The sequence below is a fragment of the Endozoicomonas sp. ONNA2 genome (genome assembly GCF_024606365.1).
In the GTDB taxonomy this organism is placed as follows: Bacteria; Pseudomonadota; Gammaproteobacteria; order Pseudomonadales; family Endozoicomonadaceae; genus Endozoicomonas.
The window spans coordinates 1-1,830 of record NZ_JAHHPO010000321.1; the positions used below are offsets into that span (position 1 = coordinate 1).

2 protein-coding genes are annotated in these 1,830 nt (G+C 48.3%); one reads left to right on the top strand and one right to left on the bottom strand.

The genetic code is table 11. The features are described 5' to 3' along the window. The first annotated feature begins 230 nt into the window (after nucleotides 1-230). Nucleotides 231-1,403 carry an ankyrin repeat domain-containing protein gene (locus tag KDK14_RS05780; protein ID WP_257264066.1) on the top strand — a complete coding sequence of 391 codons (1,173 nt, stop codon included), beginning with the start codon at nucleotides 231-233 and terminating at the stop codon, nucleotides 1,401-1,403. Nucleotides 1,404-1,440: 37 nt separating this feature from the next. Here KDK14_RS05780 and KDK14_RS05785 read toward each other — a convergent pair whose 3' ends face one another. After that, complete coding sequence (locus tag KDK14_RS05785; RefSeq protein ID WP_257264067.1) at nucleotides 1,441-1,674, bottom strand: hypothetical protein; 234 nt, start codon at nucleotides 1,672-1,674, stop codon at nucleotides 1,441-1,443. Nucleotides 1,675-1,830 lie beyond the last annotated feature (156 nt).

Consider the following 1,830-nt stretch of genomic DNA (forward strand, 5'->3'; position numbering starts at 1 on the left):
CTGTTTAGGTTTTTAAATTCAGGAGAGGCGACAACTATGTTGGCACAGGGGGAGAGGCAGAGATAAAAGAAGTAGAAGATCTGGTTGAGCGAGCAAGATTAAAGATAAAAAATGAATTGAGTGAAAGTAATTATGAAACTATACGAAATGGCTTACTTGCAAAGCGCAAGGAATTGGCGGAAAAACTAAAACCATACACTTCGATAGTTCCGAGGTGTACTAAAGCCGGTATGCAATTAGAAACGACAGATAAAATGGGCGATACACCATTACCCCACTTTGCTACTAGTCAAGGCCATACAGGGGGCCTCGGGGCATTGGTAACCATTGAACACTCCGAGGCCAAAGACAAGGTTAAAGATGGCGAAACAGCTGCCCACTCAGCCTTAGCTGCTTGTCAACGCCACACAGAGACCGTCAAGGCCGAGGTATTGTCGGACAGTGATCGATCCAGGCTCATCAAGGATTATCACTCTGCTGCCCACTCAGTCTTAGCTGCTTGTCAACGCCACACAGAGACCGTCAAGGCCGAGGTATTGTGGGACAGTGATCGATCCAGCCTCATCAGGGATTTTCACTCTGCTGCCTACACTGGCAACACAAGGTTGATCAAGAAAATGCTGGACATTGACCCCTCACTGGCCAAAGAGAAGGATAAACAAGCTGGCTGGACGGCTCTCCACGTAGCTGCTAGTAATTGCCAAACAAAGGTCATCCAGAAATTGCTAGAGACCGACCCCTCACTGGCCAAAGAGAAGGATAAAATTAGTGGCTGGACGGCTCTCCACGTAGCTGCTGCAGAGGGCCACACAGAGGCCATCCAGAAATTGCTGGAGATCGACCCCTCCTTGGTCAAAGGGACGAAGGGTGAACTGACGGCTCTCCACACAGCTGCCAGTTTTGGCCAAACAAAGGCCATCCAAGTATTGCTGGAGATTGACCCCTCACTGGCCAAAGTGAAGGCCCTGGACATGACGGCTCTCCACATAGCTGCTAGACATGGCGAACCAAGGTCTATCCAGAAATTGCTAGAGATTGACCCCTCACTGGCCAAAGAGAAGAATAGCGCTGGCGAAACGGCTCTCCACATAACTATATCTTCTTCTCTCAACAGAGAAGAGGTCGCCTACACATTGTTGGAGATTGAACCTTCCCTGGCCAAAGAGAAAAATAATTTTTGCCAAACTGCTTTACACACAGCTGCTATTTACGGCGACATAGTGTCCATCAACAAATTGCTGCGGATTGACCTCTCCCTGGCCAAAGTGAAGGATAAATATGGCAAAACGGCGCTCGACTATGCTATCAGGCATGGCCGCACAGAATGCAAGAGACGGCTTGAAAGCTATAAGAGACTGCTTGAAAGCTATACAGACCAACCATCGGGCTGCCTTCTACAGTGAGCAATAAAATTGCGCCGAGAACCGTTTCTTGATTATTTCAAACCTCCACTTCATACTGCGCCAAATTCGGTGCAGTACCTTTTATTTCCCCATCCAGAATAAACGCCTTTTCACCAACGTTTACAGACCTTCTCTTAACCGTAATCACCGAACCATCCCGGAGCGTCGTCTGACTGGTGCCATTGCCATTATTAGCGGTAATAGTAGCGACAACCCGTACCCCTTCAAGAGTTAAAACCTTGAACTGTTGCCAGATGTTAGTGGTTGCCATTGCTTGCGTTCCGGATAAACGTTTACTGTCTGGTGACAGTTGGTTCTGCGGTGTTTGTCAACATAGGTGTTGTCAACATAGGTGTTTGTCAACATAGTTGCCGCCTCAACTCACACAGCTTGACTTAGCTGCCCGGCGACTGACCGGTCTGGATTC